Origin of the sequence: Rothia sp. HSID18069 (assembly GCF_003989155.1) — a bacterium.
Taxonomy (GTDB): Bacteria; Actinomycetota; Actinomycetes; order Actinomycetales; family Micrococcaceae; genus Rothia; species Rothia aeria.
Genome location: NZ_RBMG01000004.1, coordinates 1 through 16,645, shown reverse-complemented (window position 1 = coordinate 16,645; position 16,645 = coordinate 1). Strand labels below are relative to the sequence as shown.

The 16,645-nt window shown below is 54.2% G+C and carries 17 protein-coding genes; 14 read left to right on the top strand and 3 right to left on the bottom strand.

All coding sequences use genetic code 11. The features are described 5' to 3' along the window. Positions 1–15: 15 nt before the first annotated feature. The 6 genes from D8M41_RS09145 to rplI all read left to right on the top strand — a co-directional run bounded on the left by D8M41_RS09145 (position 16) and on the right by rplI (position 4,038). Positions 16–1,440 carry a CCA tRNA nucleotidyltransferase gene (locus D8M41_RS09145; protein ID WP_126926859.1) on the top strand — a complete coding sequence of 475 codons (1,425 nt, stop codon included), beginning with the start codon at positions 16–18 and terminating at the stop codon, positions 1,438–1,440. A gap of 107 nt (positions 1,441–1,547) precedes the next feature. Beyond that, positions 1,548–1,940: a TM2 domain-containing protein gene (locus tag D8M41_RS09140; protein ID WP_172425638.1), complete on the top strand. Its 393-nt coding sequence runs from the start codon at positions 1,548–1,550 to the stop codon at positions 1,938–1,940. 248 nt (positions 1,941–2,188) lie between these two features. Then, a complete protein-coding gene (gene rpsF, locus D8M41_RS09135; protein ID WP_006887423.1) occupies positions 2,189–2,494 on the top strand; it encodes a 30S ribosomal protein S6 in 306 nt (101 codons plus the stop codon). Positions 2,495–2,584: 90 nt separating this feature from the next. Beyond that, the gene (locus D8M41_RS09130) at positions 2,585–3,241 is read left to right on the top strand and encodes a single-stranded DNA-binding protein (RefSeq protein ID WP_006887419.1); all 657 of its coding nucleotides are present in this window, start codon (positions 2,585–2,587) and stop codon (positions 3,239–3,241) included. A gap of 84 nt (positions 3,242–3,325) precedes the next feature. Beyond that, positions 3,326–3,562: a 30S ribosomal protein S18 gene (rpsR, locus tag D8M41_RS09125; RefSeq protein ID WP_004005948.1), complete on the top strand. Its 237-nt coding sequence runs from the start codon at positions 3,326–3,328 to the stop codon at positions 3,560–3,562. 23 nt (positions 3,563–3,585) lie between these two features. Beyond that, positions 3,586–4,038: a 50S ribosomal protein L9 gene (rplI, locus tag D8M41_RS09120; RefSeq protein ID WP_006887421.1), complete on the top strand. Its 453-nt coding sequence runs from the start codon at positions 3,586–3,588 to the stop codon at positions 4,036–4,038. 236 nt (positions 4,039–4,274) lie between these two features. On the opposite strand, the gene D8M41_RS09115 is transcribed toward rplI, so the two are convergent. The 3 genes from D8M41_RS09115 to D8M41_RS12010 all read right to left on the bottom strand — a co-directional run bounded on the left by D8M41_RS09115 (position 4,275) and on the right by D8M41_RS12010 (position 7,170). After that, on the bottom strand, positions 4,275–4,634 hold the full coding sequence (locus D8M41_RS09115) for a hypothetical protein (RefSeq protein ID WP_006887420.1): 360 nt from the start codon (positions 4,632–4,634) through the stop codon (positions 4,275–4,277). A gap of 107 nt (positions 4,635–4,741) precedes the next feature. Next, positions 4,742–6,394: a hypothetical protein gene (locus D8M41_RS09110; protein ID WP_006887427.1), complete on the bottom strand. Its 1,653-nt coding sequence runs from the start codon at positions 6,392–6,394 to the stop codon at positions 4,742–4,744. A 500-nt stretch (positions 6,395–6,894) separates the two neighbouring features. Further along, on the bottom strand, positions 6,895–7,170 hold the full coding sequence (locus D8M41_RS12010; RefSeq protein ID WP_232617518.1) for an alpha/beta fold hydrolase: 276 nt from the start codon (positions 7,168–7,170) through the stop codon (positions 6,895–6,897). A gap of 196 nt (positions 7,171–7,366) precedes the next feature. Here D8M41_RS12010 and D8M41_RS09100 point away from each other — a divergent pair, with 196 nt between their 5' ends. The 8 genes from D8M41_RS09100 to dnaB all read left to right on the top strand — a co-directional run bounded on the left by D8M41_RS09100 (position 7,367) and on the right by dnaB (position 16,448). Further along, positions 7,367–8,254: a CPBP family intramembrane glutamic endopeptidase gene (locus D8M41_RS09100; RefSeq protein ID WP_126926858.1), complete on the top strand. Its 888-nt coding sequence runs from the start codon at positions 7,367–7,369 to the stop codon at positions 8,252–8,254. 190 nt (positions 8,255–8,444) lie between these two features. Next, on the top strand, positions 8,445–9,545 hold the full coding sequence (locus D8M41_RS09095; protein ID WP_126926857.1) for an ATP-binding cassette domain-containing protein: 1,101 nt from the start codon (positions 8,445–8,447) through the stop codon (positions 9,543–9,545). Positions 9,546–9,550: 5 nt separating this feature from the next. Then, on the top strand, positions 9,551–10,420 hold the full coding sequence (locus tag D8M41_RS09090) for an ABC transporter permease subunit (RefSeq protein WP_126926856.1): 870 nt from the start codon (positions 9,551–9,553) through the stop codon (positions 10,418–10,420). 176 nt (positions 10,421–10,596) lie between these two features. Then, positions 10,597–10,917, top strand: a complete 321-nt coding sequence (locus tag D8M41_RS09085) for a hypothetical protein (RefSeq protein ID WP_023133388.1) — start codon at positions 10,597–10,599, stop codon at positions 10,915–10,917. Between the two features lie 969 nt (positions 10,918–11,886). Beyond that, positions 11,887–12,687 (top strand): class I SAM-dependent methyltransferase, encoded by an 801-nt coding sequence (locus D8M41_RS09080; RefSeq protein ID WP_006887435.1) that lies wholly within the window; start codon positions 11,887–11,889, stop codon positions 12,685–12,687. 174 nt (positions 12,688–12,861) lie between these two features. Further along, positions 12,862–14,067, top strand: a complete 1,206-nt coding sequence (locus D8M41_RS09075; RefSeq protein ID WP_006887408.1) for a glycosyltransferase — start codon at positions 12,862–12,864, stop codon at positions 14,065–14,067. Positions 14,068–14,110: 43 nt separating this feature from the next. Further along, on the top strand, positions 14,111–14,974 hold the full coding sequence (locus tag D8M41_RS09070) for an SDR family oxidoreductase (protein ID WP_006887404.1): 864 nt from the start codon (positions 14,111–14,113) through the stop codon (positions 14,972–14,974). A gap of 109 nt (positions 14,975–15,083) precedes the next feature. After that, on the top strand, positions 15,084–16,448 hold the full coding sequence (gene dnaB, locus D8M41_RS09065) for a replicative DNA helicase (protein ID WP_006887412.1): 1,365 nt from the start codon (positions 15,084–15,086) through the stop codon (positions 16,446–16,448). The last annotated feature ends 197 nt before the right edge of the window (positions 16,449–16,645 follow it).

Here is a 16,645-nt window from a genome sequence, read left to right as displayed (position 1 = left end):
CAGGATTAAGAGACTATGTCGCAGAAAATTGATGTGCTTTCGAAGTTCCCGGATGCCGCGCAGCTGGGTGAGCTGTACCGCCGGGCGGGTTTTGAGCTGTACCTGGTGGGCGGTATTGTGCGTGACCAGTTGCGTGATACCCCCGGTGATTTTACGGATTTTGATTTGACCACGGACGCCACCCCCGCCGAAAGTGAGCAGATCCTGCGAGTGTGGGGTGAACACGTGTGGGATATCGGTAAGGAGTACGGCACTATAAGCGCCCGTAAGAATAGGACCGTGTACGAGGTGACCACCTACCGGGCGGAGGTGTACGCCTCTGACTCCCGCAAACCCACGGTCGAGTTTGGCACGGATTTACGCGCCGATCTGGTGCGGCGTGATTTTACGATGAACGCAATGGCAGCTTCACTTCCTTCGGGTGAGGTGGTGGATCTCTTTGGTGGCGCTAAAGATTTGGCGGAGGGTGTTCTGCGTACCCCGCGCTCGCCTCAGGATTCTTTTTCGGAGGATCCGCTGCGGATGATGCGTGCGGCACGGTTTGCGGCACGTTTTAATCTGCAGGTGGCGCCGGACGTGTTTGAAGCGATGCGGCAGATGGCCTCGCGTATTGAGATTATTTCGGCGGAGCGAGTCCGTGATGAGCTGGTGAAACTTATCTGTGCCGACTACCCGCGGGTTGGGCTGAACCTGCTGGTAGAAAGTGGGCTTGCAGACTATGTGCTCCCAGAGCTGCCCGCGCTGCGTATGGAGATCGACCCGGCGCACCACCATAAGGACGTGTACGGGCATTCGCTGAAGGTGATGGAGCAGGCGATTGAGAAAGAAACCGGTGCTGATGGTCCCTGCCCGAAACCTGATTTTGTGCTGCGGTTTGCGGCTCTTCTGCACGATATTGGTAAACCTAAAACCCGCAGATTTGAGAAAGACGGGTCGGTGTCTTTTCTGCACCACGAGGTGGTGGGCGCGAAACTTGTAAAGAAGCGCATGCGCTGCCTACGTTTTGACAACGACACTATTAGTGCGGTGGCGCGCCTGGTTGAGCTTCATATGCGTTTCTACGGCTACCGTGAGGCTGGCTGGACTGATTCTGCGGTGCGCCGGTATGTGCGGGATGCGGGGGAGCAGCTGCAGCGCCTGCACCGGTTGTCCCGGTCGGATGTGACCACCCGAAATAAGCGTATGGCGCGTTCGCTGGCGCAGGCGTATGACGATTTGGAGCGGCGTATTGAAGAGCTGGCCGCACAGGAGCAGCTGGATGCGATGCGTCCCGAGCTGGACGGTGAGCAGATTATGGCGGTATTGGGGGTAAAACCTGGCCCGGTGGTGGGGCAGGCGTATAAGTTCCTGCTGAATCTGCGCCTGGATGAGGGGGAGCTGGGTCGGGAAGCAGTCACGGAGAGGTTACTGACCTGGTGGAAAGAGCAACAGAGCGCATAAGAATTTTGCGTAGCAACCTGAAATAGCATCATAATGCGGGATTTACGCGTAAAATTTTCTGTGAGCGTGTTTTGCTCCTTATAGCACAGTCACTGAAAGGACCTCAGATGTCTCAGGAACCTCATGTAAATCAGCAGAACCACGAGGCCAACAAGTACCCCTCTCAGCCCGGTCAGCTACAGCCTCAACCCGTAGTAGCTACACCGGCGGTAGTTATGGTTCAGCAACCCGTATCCGTGGGAGTCGCCTATGTACTGTGGTTTTTCTTAGGTGGTTTAGGCGTTCATAAATTTTATCTAAAGCAAGCGGTTATGGGCGTGGTAATGCTGGTTCTGTGGATCGGGGGCATAATACTATCAGCTACCCTGATTGGTGCGCTCATTGGTGTTCCCATGCTTATAGCCTGGATCGTACTGTGGATTATTGACGCTTGCACTATGCCCAACCGGATTAATGAGCTCAACGGTGTGGTGGCTGTAGCACCAACCCGGCCCATGTAAGTAGTTCTAGCTTTTTCAGTAGAAATACGGCCGTGTTCCCTATACCTTGGTAAGAAGGTGTAGGGAACACGGTGTTATAGCATCCCGGCACGATTTATAAAAAATAAGATAAAGCAACTGTTGTGCCGGTATTGGTTTCGTGTAAACTTAGAAAGTCTGTGCGCTCACCCCGAGTGGGCCCGGACCACACCATGAATCTCCTGCTATGGAAATACCATAGCCGTTTAGCCCAGAGGAGGGGTCTAATCATGCGTGCATACGAACTGATGGTGATCTTCAGCCCCGAGGTTGAGGATCGCGCGGTTGAGCCGTCCCTGTCTAAGTTCCTTGAGATCGTCACCAACGCTGGCGGCACCATTGACAATATGGACATTTGGGGCCGACGCCGCCTAGCATACGAAATTCAGAAGAAGTCCGAGGGCATCTACGCGGTTGTTAACTTCACCGCAACCCCCGAGACCTCCGCTGAGCTTGACCGCGTTCTGAACCTGAACGAGTCCGTCATGCGTACCAAGATCATCCGCCCGGAAGAGCAGAAGATCTCCGCCAAGTAGTTCCTCCAGGCGGAATGCAGCCCTTAAATTGTCAGGGGCTTGTGTTTCACTAGAAGCAACATACTTGATACCCATACGAGGAGGCATCTCATGGCCGGCGAAACCGTTGTAACTGTCATCGGTAATCTCACCAGCGATCCTGAGCTTCGTTTCACCCCCGCCGGGGTGGCCGTTGCTAACTTCACGATCGCATCCACTCCGCGCACCTACAACCGTAATAGCGGCCAGTGGGAAGACGGGGAGGCACTGTTTTTGCGTGCGTCTATTTGGCGCGAGTACGCAGAGAACGTTGCGGAAACCCTGAAGAAGGGCACCCGCGTCATCGCTCAGGGCCGCTTGCGGTCCCGCTCGTATGAAACCCGAGAAGGCGAACGCCGCACCTCAATGGAGCTTGATCTCGATGAGATCGGTCCCGCGTTGCGCTACGCTACCGCACAGGTCACCCGCTCACACCGTAACTCCGGTGGGGGAGCCCAGCAGGGCAATAATTATGGTGGCAATACCTTCGGTGGTCAGCAGCAGGCTGGCGGCTATAATGCCGCACCTCAGCAGGGGTACAACAGTAACTCCGGCGGCGGCAACGGCTACTCCAATAATTCTGGTTACGGCGCATCCGCGCCCGCCGCTGGTGCGGCACCGGCCCAGTCCCAGCAGCAACAGCAGGCTCCTTCGGCTGACCCGTGGAGCTCGCAGGCTGGTGGGAACTATGATTGGGGCACCGCAGGCGACGACGAACCCCCGTTCTAAACCGCTCGTCTTCTCACCCAATAAAACTATTCATCCATCCCGCGGTTTACCCGCCGCGGGCTCCCAAACTGAAGGAGCACCACGATGGCTAAGGCTGAAATCCGTAAGCCCAAACCCAAGCAGAACCCGCTCAAGGCTGCTGACGTCACCGTTATCGACTACAAGGACGTCGCGCTTCTGCGTAAATTCATCTCCGACCGCGGTAAGATCCGCGCCCGCCGTGTGACCGGCGTGACCGTTCAGGAGCAGCGTAAGATCGCTCAGGCTATTAAGAACGCCCGCGAGGTTGCACTGCTGCCCTACTCCGGCGCTGGCCGCTAAAAAGAAGGAGAGAGTACAGTACCATGGCTAAGATTATTCTCACTCAGGAAGTAACCGGTCTGGGTGCCGCTGGCGACATCGTCACCGTGAAGAACGGTTATGCACGTAACTACCTCCTTCCCCGCGGTTTCGCTGTTACCTGGACTGTTGGTGGCGAGAAGCAGGTTGAGTCCATCCGTGCGGCCCGTGCGGCGCGCGCTAAGGCATCCCTCGAAGAGGCACAGGCTCTTGCTGCTGCCCTGTCGGCTAAGCCGGTGGTTGTTGCCCACAAGGCTGGTGCTGATGGCCGCCTGTTCGGTTCCGTGAAGGCAGATGCCATTGCCGATGCTATTGAGGCTGCTGGCATTGGTTCGATTGATAAGCGCACCATCCACTTGGGTTCCGCTATTAAGCGCACCGGTGAGTATCAGGTGACTGCTCGCCTGCACCAGGATGTTGTTGCTAACGTTACTCTTGATGTTGTAGCGGCTGCCTAAACAAGGCTTATAGGGCTCTACAAGAGGCCCGGAAGGCGTCACTGCTCTTTCCTCGATGGGGAGGGGAGTGGCGCCTTTGCCTTTGTGCTTTATGGCCTTTCGGAGGAGCTGCCACCCATAGTTTAGATCTTGACCGTTGCGAGATGACTGTCAGTTCGTTGAGACAGCGGTATTTGTGAGTGATGTTTCACGTGAAACATCGCTATTTTTGTGCTAAGAACTCAACAATGAGGGGGTTAGTTGCCGCGAACCTCATAACTCTTTTGATCCTCCCAGGATATTGCCCCAGTATCGTTCTGGGCCTCGGCATAAGCCGTCTTAAACGACACCATAGATTGTGCAAAGCCAAGACAAATATCGCCGCGTAGGATGTACATGTAGTTGCCCCTCCGCCCGCCGCTGGGAACGACAGTAAACGCATTTTCGTAGGGGTGAATAGACCAGTTATCTGGGGTGTTGCCTAATTCCCGTGTGGGGTTGCGATGCTTTAGCCAGGCAATGAATACATCAGTTGCTTCCTCCACAGTAGGGGCATGATTGCCTTGTCCGTAGGTGCTGGTTGGGGGAACAAGTTTATTCTTGTGCATGTACTTCATGGGGTTCCTCCGTTCGTCAGTTTATCCCTACCAATAAATTATAAAGGTTGATTTTCGTAATAAAAACTGAATGTTTTGCAATAATGTTTCACGTGAAACATCGCTGATTACGTTCTGCCCGGCGCTGAAGATGGACCCGGATCGAGCTGTTCATGAAATCTTCCGCCGGTTTCCTGAACAAAGCAGTCAATCATCTCTGTTGGGCTAAGGCTCATGAGATGGGAGAGTGCTGCGGCATTTTTCTCGTTTGCGCTGTGAATTACCGTGTTGAGAATGGAGCCGGTGGGAGTTATCAGGCACACGCAGCCGGGGTGTTCTTGTGGAGAGTGTGTAGCCCATCCGGGGGCCAACCGCGGTTTCCAGTAGTTGGTGAGCAGCATCGGCCACCCGTTATCCGCACGTGCATCATTCAGTACATCGTACGCGGCCCAGCGCAGTATCACAGCGAAATGCGGGCTTGATACATCGGGGGAGCGAAGCTCGCCGCGCTCCGTATGACCGTAGTGCCAGCATCCGTCTTCACACCAGAAATGAGGGACTCGATCGAAACTGCCCGGTGGCTGTATCTCATCGTCCAGGTAATACCAGACTTTGCCTCGTGCCGTCACCAAACGGTAGAAATCATCACCCATAGTCCGGTCTGGGGTTCCCCGTTCCAGAAGATGCATCGGCAGCGGGCTGCCATCGGGGTCTAGATAAGCATCCAGTACCTGTTGGGGAGAGAACTCCATAAGGTGGGAAAGCGCCGCAAGCTCAATAGCATGTGGAAAGGCGGTAGCCATGCGCATGTGCAGCGGGAGCCCGTCAGGCTGGATAAGACGCGCTTCAACCGTGCCAGCATAGGAATCCTGCACGCTCACCTGCTCGGCACTCCACCCTGAAGCAAACCTACCTGCCGTTCGTAGGGGGAGCAGCTGCGCCCAACAGCGTTTTGAGTGAGTGCGGTACTGGTTAGCGGTGCGGCAGATAAGCCAGCGCAAGGCCACCTCAATATCCGGGGTGGAGAGCGTAGCAATTTTTAGGTTCTCAGTGTGCCCATCGGTGAACCGGGTACTGTGATACCCCACATGCCACAGCTCGTCCTGACTCCAGAACAGTACACTGCGCACATTTTGTTCGCGGCCAATAGATAAGACCCTATTTTTAATGGTTACACCAATGCCCGCATCTGTCAGTATAAACACCAGTCGGGCTAGCACAGGATGCGGTGACACGGTAGCTACCAAACCGTCAGCGAGTATGAGGCGCCCCTTAATACGACTTGCGGTATCAAGCCAGTAGGGTCTACGTAGCGCAATATCTAAAGCGGTACCGCCGTATTCGGTTGAATAATGCTTGAGTCCGGGGTGCGGTTGCTCCAGCCACAGATCTATGAGGGGCTCATGGTCTTGGGGTTTAAAATCTTTGGCGGCCAGGACGTGCATCAATGGAACTGTTCCGGCCCTATTGGGAGCTGCTGCATCCACTCCCCGGTTGATGAGGCGTTGCGCCAATTCGATATCTTCTGCAACATGATGTTCCTGGTTAAAACCACGAAAAAGAATATGTAAAAGATTGTTTTTATGGCTATCTACGTCACCAAGGTCGGCATGCTGATTAAGCAGAAAAGTAGCTATACGGTAGCGAGATTCGCTATTGGAATTAGCGAGCGCATAGAAGAGAAGTGAATGTCCGCCGTAGTGAGAATGTTCGTCTCCGCTACGATAGACGGTCATGAAGTCGTCGAAACTTTTCTGCTGCGCTGCGGTGAAGACATCCATAGTCTATTGTAACCACTCGCACTTTAATAAGCGGTCCGTCAACTAAAATCCCGGTAAAACACCTGTGATGAGTGCCCACCATAGGTTGTGGGTGAATGTTTCACGTGAAACATCCTCATCATTACGATGTTTCGCGGATGAATTGAGCAATGGCGTGCCGTACCTTCCCGGGATGTCCCTGAATCATATGACCACCTGTGTCAAAGAGGACCGCGGTGAGATTCGGGTATCGGTTCAGAGACTCCTATACCTGCCCCTGCGGGGAGCGAAAGGAACAACCCGATCTTCTTTTGTGTGGAGAAGAAGAACAAGCGGCTTTAACGTCTCAACAGGGTAATGTTCATAATGTACCGCCATATCTGGATTCGTGATCGTGGCATCAATATCTATTCCTGCCCTCCGTCCATGCAGCGGGAGCATCCCGTAAATCGTGTTTGAAGGCAGCCCAAAGATCGGTTGAAAGAAGGGGGACAGCAGCCACATTAGGGAGTTGCGGTTTACTACAGAGGCAAGTCCCACACGCCCGGCAGCTTTTGCGGCTTTTTATCCCAGACGGGGGCGGAGCTGAGAAGAATAATGCCTGTGGTACGTTCTGGGTCATCAAGGGCGAAGCGCATAGCGGGTGTTCCTCCGGCTGAGGCTCCCAGAACATAGACCTTTTCAATATTTAAAGTATCCAGAAGCTCAATAAGCGCGGCGTCCTGTTCCTGTCTGCCGCCTTGATGAGGCGCTAGAACTACCACCCATGAGTACCCTAACTCTCTTGCCTGCTTCATACAACAATAGCGCTGTCTGTACCGGTACACCACCCCAAAAGAACCGAATAGGTATTGATGTGCAGGCGGTCTTTTCTGAAGTCAGTGATCCACTGACGTCCCCGCACACTGGTTTCAGTGTTAGGCTGAGGAACAACGGTGAGCGGAAGCTCTCCGTATCACCGTGTGACACGGAAATAGTAAGGACGGTGTTTTTGTGAAACACTCCGAAAAATATTCATCATTCTACCGCCTGAGGGTGAATCCTTGGGTGAGTATGTTTATTGCTTTTCTTATCCTTCTGGTGATCTCGCCCCTGATTGCACAGGGTTTTTTCGCCCTGTACCCCTCCGTTAGTGCCGGTGATCATCCTTTGTTCTCCAGTGCCCGATTATTATTGCCCTCCGCATTAACCATTACGGGGATACTTGTGTGGGCACGGACTATGGATAAGCTCTCGCTTAACGATCTGGGCCTTACACAGAAGAAAGTGTTTGTATCCTGGGTGATTGGTTCCCTGTGCGGGGCAGGACTTATTGCAGTGGTATTAGCCGGGCTGATCCTGTTGGGAGCCGCTCATCTCTCATGGGGCGGCGTATCTTCTGCTGCCCCCATTCTTTTATATGCTCTTGTGTATGCCGTACGAGGACTATCTGAAGAGATTGTTTTTCGGGGATATCTGCTAAATATCATGAGTTCTCAGTGGGGCATGGTGGCAGGTATTCTGGTGAATTCTGTGCTTTTCTCGGCGGCTCATATCTTCAATGCGGGGTTCAGTATCGTCGCTTTTATTAACTTGTTTCTAGCGGGCACGGTATTTGCATCGCTGTACTGGCTGAGTGCAAATGTGTGGTTGGTGAGTGCCGTACATGCGGCTTGGAATTTTACTTTGGGTATTATCCTGGGCGGGGTAGTCAGCGGAACTACTCAACCTGTCCACCTTTTGACGCTGCACACAGAGCAGGGGAGTTGGCTAATAACTGGTGGCTCCTTCGGGATTGAGGGTTCGCTGAGCTGTTTCATTGTTCTCGTAGCGGTTCGTGCCGTGTTATGGCGCCGAGTGGTTCACCGCTACTCAATTACTAGCCCTTTTCCTCAACGTTAAAAAGTTGAGTTCTCAGGATATTTCTCCAATGTTTCACGTGAAACATAGCAAAAGCTGCGTTGCGGGCAGGCCTGCGGAAAAGATTCTCTATAGCTGTTAAAGGGTAAGTAAATCCTACACATCTTCTTCTATAAACCCTAGACTTAAAGTGCAGGTTTTTATAGTTGACTCTGCGGAAGGCAGGTGGCGCATGCTACAAGTTCAAAACCTCAGCAAGCGGTACGGTGAAAAGACTGCCGTTAATGATGTTTCCTTCACGGTTCCCGACGGTAAAGTCACTGGGTTTCTGGGACCAAACGGAGCCGGTAAATCCACAACGATGCGCATGATTGTGGGGCTTGACCGCCCCACTGCCGGTACGGCGCTGGTGGATGGTTCGCAATATACTTCCCTTAAATCCCCGCTGGGTTCTGTGGGTGCGCTTCTGGAAGGGAAAACTCATCCCGGCCGCAGCGCATACAACCATTTACGTTCTATCGCGTACACGCATAATATTCCGCTCGCTCGCGTGCACGAGGTAATTGAAATGACCGGCTTGAACGCGGTCGCTAAACGCAAAGTGGGCGGATTCTCTCTCGGTATGGGGCAGCGTCTGGGAATAGCGGTGGCACTGCTGGGCAATCCGCACAATGTTATTTTGGATGAGCCCGTGAACGGCCTTGACCCGGAAGGCGTGGTGTGGGTGCGTCAGCTTGCTAAGCACCTGGCTTCCGAGGGTCGGGCGGTACTGATTTCTTCACACCTGATGAGTGAGATGGCGCAGACCGCCGATGACCTCATTATTATTGGCCGCGGTCGCCTTTTGGAGCACACTTCGTTGAGTGAGCTGCTTTCCCGAGTGGGAGGGCACCGTGTTCTGGTGCGCACCGACGAGCGGGAACGGTACGCGCAATTGCTGAACCACTATTCCATTCAGCATACTCCCGTCGATACCGACGGGCTGCTGGTGAGCGCGGATGCGCGCGCCCTAGCAGAACTGGCCTTTAATGAGCATATTCTGCTGTACACTCTCGCCCCGCAAGAGGCAAGCCTTGAGGATGTGTACCTTGAGATTACTCGTTCTGAGGTGGAGTATGCATCAACTGCTGTTGCTGGTTCCGGACCGGTGAACAGTCAGCAGCCCGTTGCTATGGCTCCTACCGGTGGGGCACCGCAAGCCCCGTACACCGCCCCGGAGATGGGGCAACAATTCGTTCAGCAGCAACCCCAATACACGCAAGCCCCAGCGAACACTCCGTGGTCGTCTGCGCCCGCAAACGGTAATGGCGCCGAGAATATAGGGAGGGAATAATACCCATGAGTACAGCAAAGACCGCCCCGGTGGCTAAGAATTTATCGCCTATCGGGATTGCCCGTTCGGAGTGGCTGAAAATGCGTTCCTTGCGGTCACAACAGATTCTGTTTGTGGTAACCATCGTTGTTCTTCTGGGCCTTACGATGCTTCTGGCGCCCATGTTGAACCTGCAGCTGGCGGATTATGAGGAGCACGCTGGCCAGCAAATCGTAAACGGTGAGGTGGTGAGCGGCTCTGAGGTTGTGAACCAGATTAAGGAGTCTTCGTACTCTATTGGGGTTGTGGGTGCATCACTGGCGGGTATTATCCTCTCCTCAATGGCGACTGTTTTTATCGCTACTGAGTACGCTACTGGCTCCATCCAGATTACTCAGCTGACGGTGCCACGCCGATCTCTACTGTATTTCACTAAAGCGCTCGTGGCCTCTGTTGTGGCTTTTCTGGTCGGTACGCTGGGTGGCATTGTCGCGTTCTTCTTAGGGCAGATGATGCTTACGGAAAAGTTGCGTGTTTCGATGGATACCGGGGTGCTGCGTATTAGCCTGATGCTTGGCTTCTACCTGGTGGTACTAGCCTGGATGGGTTTTGGCTTTGGTGCGCTTTTGCGTAATAGCGCTGGGGCTATCGTACTGGTGGCTGCCATCCTCTTTGTGGCGAGTATCGTGTTGGGCATCTTTAAGGTAACGGGCCAGGACTGGGTAGATGACGCGATGAAGTATTTGCCGTCTTCACTCAGTAACGATGTGATGATCTACCACAAAGACAAGATTAAGGGTGACCCCAGTTATGAGGTGCGGTGCCTGATTCTTAGCCTGTGGGGTATTGTTCCGCTGCTGGCGGGCTGGATACGCTTTAAACTCTCCGACGGGTAAATTTACGAAGTATTCCCGAGCTAGTACTGTGGAGCTCTCTGTGCTGCATGTGCCTCACTGGTTGCCGCGTACCCGGTGTTTTATCACGGGTCGCGGCAACCAGTTTATGTACCCGCACGGGGTGCGGCTTCGCCCGTGGTGGCTTGAATGGTGAGGATTTCATATACCCTAGAACTATGCCTGAAACGAAGACGCGCGTCCGTAAAAAACTGTTCCCTAGCACCCAGCTGCTTATGACCACCGTGTTTCTGGAGGTTGCCACTGTTTGCCTGCTGGTGCTTTCGTGGGCTCCAATCGGCTCTTTTGAGACGGCTCTTGCACTTTTCCTGGTGGCAAATGTGCTGGGGATTATTACGGCCAGTATCGCCTTTATCTGTGCCATGGTCGGGTTTTTTAAATTTGCCAGGTACCGTATTGTCAATATTATTTTGGCGCTGGTGTCGATCGTTATTAACCCTCTCACTTTAGGGTTTATTCTTACTTCGCAGAACAGCTAACGATTTGACGGTTTATATTTCTCAGCAACCGCCGGGCCGGTTCACAGCATTTTTTCAGAAAAACCTCATGGTCTGCCAAGGTTGCTAGTGTTTACTATTAAGTGTTGGTTCGAGAGGACTGCGATGTGAATGTGTGTGTTTCGTTATAGCGGGAATGCTGAACCGCTATATCGGAAAAGAAATTGGCGAGACCATGGCGGTCTCGCCAATTTTCTTTTAACACTTTACGAAGAGCTCTGACCGCTATTTTCTTGGGGAAAGTACTGAGTAAAGCACCAGTACGCACAACACCGGGATTGTGAGTTCCTGCCGCGGATACGGCGGTGGGGTAAACGAGCCGCACGGCCCTGTATGTCAGCATCATGAAGACTTCTCAGTGTGCTGAAAGTTTCGGCGCGTTGAGGAGAACACCGGAAGTGGTGATATATACATCTTTATGAATAGTATTAGTTTTTAGGTGAGGCTCAGGGGGCCTTTGTTGGTTGTGCATAAAAATCACATCTTTATGAATAATTTTTAACTTTTTGATATTTTCAGTTCTAGTTCAAAGTCTCCCTGAAATACCCATATGTCCGGTGACTGTACGCTTTATCGTCCCACTCACCTGCGGATAAAGTAGGTGCACCGCTAAATCTCTGATTCACAGTTTTTATTCAGCTCTGGCTAACGGGGAATAAAGGGCTGTAACCCATAGTTGTAATAGTTAGTTCGAGAGGACTAACTGAAAGTTGGAATTTCCTTGCGGAAGTGGCTCTGATTTTCGTATGTATGTGTGTGATTAGTTTGGGTGGTACCTTTGGGTGCCGCCCAAACTTTTTAACATGCTGTTCCCTGCCGTAAGACGCAAGGGCAAGAGGGGAGATCGTCTGCGGATAACGTGCGACCCATAGGATACGATGACAGGTGTAGAATAAAGTCATATAAATATTGCGTATTTAATGCGAAATAAAGGCTTTAAGGAGAAACGCTGTGTCCAAAACCCCGAATGTTCCCGGTACTGATCGTCCCGCTGAAAAAGCCGCTGGACACTGGCTTCTTGCGCAGCTTGGCAAGAAAGTGCTGCGCCCTGGGGGACGCGAAACCACTAACTGGTTATTACGACGCGCGCTCGGTGGACAGATTGACGTGGTTGAGTTCGCCCCCGGCTTGGGGATTACCGCCGCCGAAATCATTAAACGCCAACCCAAGACCTACACCGGCGTAGATCTTGACCCCAAAGCGGCCGAGATCGTGCGTGGACGCATTGGTGATAACCCCAACTACAAGGTTGTGAACGCCGGGGCCCAGGAGACCGGGCTGCCCGATGCCAGCTACGACGTGGTGGTGGGTGAGGCCATGCTGACCATGCAGACCGATAAGCACAAGCTTGAGATTATGCAGGAGGCCGCCCGCATCCTCCGCACCGGCGGCTACTACGCCATTCACGAGCTGTCGCTAACCCCCGACTACCTGCGTCCCGAAGTGCAGGAAGAAATTCAGAAGGACTTGGCACGGAGCATTCGCGTGAACGCCCGCCCGCTGACTGTTGCGGAATGGACACGAATCGCAGAAGAAGCCGGATTTGAGGTGCTGGATGTGTACCAGACCGAGATGGCGCTGCTAGAACCCAAACGCATGATCGCCGACGAAGGTATTGGTGGGGTTGCCAAGATTATGTTTAACCTCGCCCGCAAACCGCAGATTCGCGAACGTGTGCTGGGGATGCGCAGCGTATTCCGCCGCCACGCCGACCACATGGGCGCTATTGGGCTGATTCTGCGTAAGAAATAAAAGTGAGGCTTGCGGTCTTTCCTCTCCGCAAGATTCACACACATATGGTGGGGCCGGGGAGTCTTCAAATACTCACTGCGGTAAAGGCGGGCCCGGCTTCACCCTCATATTTACTGCATCAGTGCGTGCCTGCTGCGGCGCGGCGAACTATAGGTTGTGATGGGAGGTGGGACGATGAGCCGTATTCTCTTCTCGCCTGAAAGCTTCAATATGGGCGAGACCACCAGGGGGATCGAAATAGCGCGCGCCGCCGTGCAACACGGACATGAGGTTCTTTTCCACGTCTATTCACCCCGACACCTGAAACTTATAGAGGACGCCCAACTGCCGGTGTGCCTGAGCGAACCTCTCGTTTCTGAGGCCGAAGCGGATCAGCTCATGGCGCTGGATCAGGGCAGGGGAGTGCGGCATCCTTTCACTACCGAGAAGGTGCGCCGCAGGGTTGCCGCTGAACTTGTGGCCATTCGTACCTTTAATGCGGATGCTGTGGTGATTGGTTCGAACCTGACGATGCTCATCTCCGCGCGTGTGGCAGGGGTACCGCTATTCTATGCGCGCCCTTACGCATACTCCACCACCTATTTTTCGGCTGCCCCCGAGGGGGAGAGGGCTGCGGCACCGGGGTGGGTGCGTGTCTTGGCGCAGGTAATTTCTTATAAACCGGCGTCGTTTACAGCCGTGGCGCGTGAGTACGGGCTGAAACTGCCGCGCCGTACCGTTGATATGCTCAGTGCCGACGTAAACCTTATCTGTTCTCTTTTTACCGAGCTGCGCGGCGACCTGTTAATGGCGCCGGATGTCAGCGTGGGGCCGATCTTCTACCGTGCCCCCGGCGAGCTTCCGCAGATTGTTCGGGAACCTAAAAAACGACCACTGATCTACGTGGGGATGGGCTCGTCCGGGTCTGCGCACATCCTGGCGGCGGTGCTTCGGCAGCTTTCCTCAGCACCGGTGGATGTGCTGGTCGGCGGTGGGATGCTGTTATCGGATGTGGATGCGCGTTCGCTGGGTAATAATATCCACCGCGCGGGAACTGTTCCGGCTCATCTGCTCGCCGGGCACATTGATGCCTCAATAACGCACGGTGGTGAAGGAACCGTACAGACTGCGTGTCTGGCGGGGGTACCGTTCGCGGGTATCGCCATGCAGGCCGAACAGCGCTGGAATATTGAGGAATGTGTGCAGTACGGCAACGCCCTGCGCTTTACGAAACATGATGTGCACCGAGGCCAGATGCGCAACATCCTGGACCGCTTGCTCTCAGACGAGGCCATGCGTGCCAAGGCACGGCAGCTTGGCGAGGCAATGCGCGGCATGGACGGTTCAACCTGCGCCGTCGGCGTGATTGAGGACTATCTGAGAAATCGTCATCCCCTGTAAAACGGCGAAACTTTATGCACAGAACACACAGCGAGGTGAAACGATGAATATTGTGGTTGTCGGAGCGTCGGGCTATGCGGGGCGCCATATTGTGGAGCAGGCACATCGTCGCGGGCATCGGGTGCGTGCCGTGGTGCGCGATAAGGCTCGGGCTGAGAGTGCTGGGGCGTGGGGTGCATCATCGCTGACGAACATGGTAGATGAATGGGCGGTTGGTGATGTAACCGACCGTTCCTGGGCGGCAGGGGTCTGCGAGGGCGCTGATGCGGTTATTTCGGCACTGGGGGTGACCTGGCAGAAGGCCGACCCGTGGGATATTGACTACCGTGCGAACCTGAATATTTTGGAGTCTGCGCGCGCCCATAACGTCACCCGTTTTTGCTATGTGAACGCCATACATGCTGAGTCGATTCGTTCACAGCTCACGCGGGCGAAGACGGCTTTCGCGCAGGCGCTGATCCAGTCGCCGCTGGCGCATCAGGTGGTGAGTCCGAGCGGGTACTTCTCGGATATGAGCTCTATAGCACAGATGGCGCGCCGTGGCCGGGTGTATCTGCTGCGGCCGCAGGGGCAGGTAAACCCCATTCATGGGGCGGATGTTGCCGCATACTGCCTTGATAAGGTGGAATCTGGCCAGGAAGGTTCCTACGATATTGGTGGTCCCGAGGTCCTCTCATGGCGCGAGGTGGCGCAGTACGCTTTTGAGGCGGTGGGGCGCCCCACGAAGATCACGGTTATTCCGCCCCGGTTAGCAGATGGTGCAGTGAAGGGGATCGGACTTATCAAACCGCGCGTGGCCGATACTTTATCGTTTATGCTGTGGGGCTTAACGCATGATTGTGTGGGAGAGACGATCGGCACCCATCGTTTGCTTGATTTCTACCGCACCCAGGTTCAGGGTCTTTGAGTGTAAGGTGCATCTTGAGCGTACTCTCTCGTACACTGTTTGAGTGAGCTGGCGCTTGGCGCGTAACCGTCAAGAGGCAGAAGGTTGTCCTCAATGTTCAGGGAGAGACGTGTCTGAAACACCCGTTGATTATGGTTCCCGCACCCTACCGCATGATGATGTGGCGGAGCAGTCTGTGCTGGGTGGCATGATGCTTTCGAAGGACGCTATTGCGGATGTGGTGGAGACCCTGCGGTCCACCGATTTTTATAAGCCAGCCCACGAGATTATCTATGAGGCGGTGATTTCGCTGTATGGGCATGGTATGCCTGCTGATGCGATTACTGTCTCTGACGAGTTGAAGAAGCGTGGGGAACTGACTCGCGTGGGTGGGGCCACCTACCTGCATACGTTGATCGCCGCCGTCCCTACCGCAGCAAACGCTCAGTATTACGCGGATATTGTGAAGGAGCACGCGATTATGCGTCGCCTGGTTGAGGCGGGCACAAGGATCGCGCAGCTGGGGTATTCGAGCGATGGCGAGGTCGATGCGCTTGTTGATAAGGCGCAGGCTGAGGTATATGCGGTTTCTGATGGTAATACTGCCGAAGACTATGTGACGTTTTCTGAGGCGCTTGAGGCGACCGTGAATGAGATTGACGCGAACGCTAACCGCCCCGACGGGGTGTATGGGGTTCCCACGGATTTTATTGAGTTTGATGAGCTCACCGGTGGTTTGCATCCGGGGCAGATGATTGTGATTGCGGCCCGCCCGGGTGTGGGCAAGTCTACGTTGGCTCTTGATTTTGCGCGGTCTGCAGCGATTCACCATAACCAGTGCACCGTATTTTTCTCGCTGGAGATGAGCCGCACTGAACTTGCGATGCGTATCCTCTCGGCTGAGGGAACTATTTCGATGTCGCGACTGAAGAAGGGTGATCTTGACCAGGACGGGTGGACCCAGCTGGCGAATTTGCAGGGCAAGATTAATGGTGCGCCTCTGTTTATTGATGATTCTCCAAATATGACTCTGATGGAGATCCGGGCGAAGTGCCGCCGTCTGAAGCAGCGCCATGAGTTGAAGATGGTGGTGCTGGATTATTTGCAGCTGATGAGCTCGGGAAAGAAGGTTGAGTCGCGTCAGCAGGAGGTGTCGGAGTTTTCTCGTAGTCTCAAACTCTTGGCGAAGGAGCTTGAGGTTCCGGTGATTGCGTTGTCTCAGCTGAACCGTGGGTCGGAGCAGCGTACCGATAAACGCCCCATGATCTCTGATTTGCGCGAGTCGGGGTCAATTGAGCAGGATGCAGACATGGTGATTCTGCTGCATCGTGAGGATATGTATAACCCCGATACTGATCGCGTGGGTGAGGCGGATATGATGATCGCTAAGCACCGTGGCGGTCCGACCCGCACGATTCCGTTGGCGTTTAGCGGTAAGTATTCGCGGTTTGCCAATATGGCCTTTAGCGATGCGCCCCCGCAGTACGAGGGGTAGCGCTGGCGCTTTATGTGCGGGTAAACGACCGTGTTGACGCGGGTACACCAGGGCTCCCAGACCGTAGCTGTTATGTGTGGTGTAGTTCATGGTGTGTGGATTTGCGTGTTGTGTGGGGGGTGTGTATAGTTGTATGAGTCGCCGCGGCGAGGGGCCCTGAAGGGGTGCTGTTGATGTTGTGGTTGGCTCTGAATGAT

Bases quoted from the DNA above. Each gene is read 5' to 3' on its own strand.
- D8M41_RS09090 (WP_126926856.1), top strand. From the start codon at position 9,551: ATGAGTACAGCAAAGACCGCCCCGGTGGCTAAGAATTTATCGCCTATC.
- D8M41_RS09085 (WP_023133388.1), top strand. From the start codon at position 10,597: ATGCCTGAAACGAAGACGCGCGTCCGTAAAAAACTGTTCCCTAGCACC.
- D8M41_RS09070 (WP_006887404.1), top strand. From the start codon at position 14,111: ATGAATATTGTGGTTGTCGGAGCGTCGGGCTATGCGGGGCGCCATATT.
- D8M41_RS09145 (WP_126926859.1), top strand. From the start codon at position 16: ATGTCGCAGAAAATTGATGTGCTTTCGAAGTTCCCGGATGCCGCGCAG.
- D8M41_RS09130 (WP_006887419.1), top strand. From the start codon at position 2,585: ATGGCCGGCGAAACCGTTGTAACTGTCATCGGTAATCTCACCAGCGAT.
- rpsR (WP_004005948.1), top strand. From the start codon at position 3,326: ATGGCTAAGGCTGAAATCCGTAAGCCCAAACCCAAGCAGAACCCGCTC.
- D8M41_RS09075 (WP_006887408.1), top strand. From the start codon at position 12,862: ATGAGCCGTATTCTCTTCTCGCCTGAAAGCTTCAATATGGGCGAGACC.
- rplI (WP_006887421.1), top strand. From the start codon at position 3,586: ATGGCTAAGATTATTCTCACTCAGGAAGTAACCGGTCTGGGTGCCGCT.
- D8M41_RS12010 (WP_232617518.1), bottom strand. From the start codon at position 7,170: ATGAAGCAGGCAAGAGAGTTAGGGTACTCATGGGTGGTAGTTCTAGCG.
- D8M41_RS09095 (WP_126926857.1), top strand. From the start codon at position 8,445: ATGCTACAAGTTCAAAACCTCAGCAAGCGGTACGGTGAAAAGACTGCC.
- D8M41_RS09110 (WP_006887427.1), bottom strand. From the start codon at position 6,394: ATGGATGTCTTCACCGCAGCGCAGCAGAAAAGTTTCGACGACTTCATG.
- D8M41_RS09140 (WP_172425638.1), top strand. From the start codon at position 1,548: ATGTCTCAGGAACCTCATGTAAATCAGCAGAACCACGAGGCCAACAAG.
- D8M41_RS09115 (WP_006887420.1), bottom strand. From the start codon at position 4,634: ATGAAGTACATGCACAAGAATAAACTTGTTCCCCCAACCAGCACCTAC.
- rpsF (WP_006887423.1), top strand. From the start codon at position 2,189: ATGCGTGCATACGAACTGATGGTGATCTTCAGCCCCGAGGTTGAGGAT.